At 29.7% G+C, this 1176-nt stretch carries 2 protein-coding genes and 1 pseudogene; all 3 read right to left on the reverse strand.

The genetic code is table 11. From position 1 onward, the window contains the following. Positions 1 to 264, reverse strand: a pseudogene (locus tag FTV42_RS17135) (hypothetical protein); the annotation flags it as partial. Positions 265 to 440: 176 nt separating this feature from the next. Next, positions 441 to 881 (reverse strand): hypothetical protein, encoded by a 441-nt coding sequence (locus FTV42_RS17140; protein WP_180009762.1) that lies wholly within the window; start codon positions 879 to 881, stop codon positions 441 to 443. Between the two features lie 93 nt (positions 882 to 974). After that, positions 975 to 1176 (reverse strand): BrnA antitoxin family protein (locus tag FTV42_RS17145; protein ID WP_180039274.1); only part of this gene is annotated, 202 nt, incomplete at its 5' end.

Genomic DNA, 1176 nt, shown 5'->3' on the forward strand with positions numbered 1-1176 from the left:
TTTCTCTAGAGCATCATGGATTTGAACTTGATAAAGAATATTATCAATAAAAAAATGATATGTTCTATCAATAAATTTTGGATCTTTTTCAGGCTCTCGTCCTGAATTACTTTGCCATATTTGTCTTAAATATATTTTTCGCTCTTTATCTATAGTCCAATCTCTATCAGGATGCCAAACTCCTCTAGGAACACTATTTTCTATTTCATCAAGACCATATTCAATACGATCCTCTCCACTAATTCTTTCATTTATAAATCCCATTATTTCCCCTCTTATTAAATGTTCTTATTTCAGAGTAATTAGAATAGTTAAATTTAGCTAAAATTAACATAATACGGATTATCTGAAGCCTGGGATGTCTTCCAGGCTTCTTTTTTGGCTTCGTATAACCGCCATTATGTTAAATCGATGATAAAAGGCTCGACTCATAGAATTATTCATTTAGAAGTTATAGGGTATTCATCATGAATCTGCAAAACAAAGTCATTAAAATCAATTAATTGATATATCATTCTCTGCTTGTAGAATAAAATATTTACTTCTATATATTCAGCTTTATAACATTTTGTTCTATCCATTTTTTTTATAAAATTTGGAAATTGCTTCTTAAATGGAAAATAGGGTCTAACTAAGTTCTGGCTCTTTAAACCATCAACTAAAAAATAATAACTATCTATCGAGATATATGCTCCTGTAGATTTTCTTGAATGGGGCTTATAACCTAGATAACACATTTCTCCAACTTTAAAGTTTCCCTGTTCATATTGTTTATCTACCATTTTTGATACAAAGATAGAAAATAAAATTTTAAAAATTAAAAATAAAAAAAATAATAAAAGTGCTCCAATTAAAAGTACTCTTCTATGATAAAGATCCATCTGCATTCCTTTTAAAATTTTATTTTTAATATTTCTAAAATTAACATAATACACGTTATACGGATCTAAAAATGGGAGCCTAAGCTCCCATTTTTATTGATGATTTTTTAATTCTTTCAGCATAGCATCCCGTAAGATTTCATTCATACGTGTCTGATAACCTTTGCCTTGAGCTTTAAACCATGCAAGTACATCAGCATCTAAACGAATGGAAGTCTGTTGCTTCACTGGGCGATAGAATTGATTATGGCGTACAGCATTGCTCCAGTCGGTAATTTCAGGAATATCTGAGAGA

Source organism: Acinetobacter sp. YH16052 (genome assembly GCF_013417155.1).
Classification (GTDB): Bacteria; Pseudomonadota; Gammaproteobacteria; order Pseudomonadales; family Moraxellaceae; genus Acinetobacter.

Coding starts and splice junctions, on each gene's coding strand:
- FTV42_RS17140 (WP_180009762.1), bottom strand. CDS start 881: ATGGATCTTTATCATAGAAGAGTACTTTTAATTGGAGCACTTTTATTA.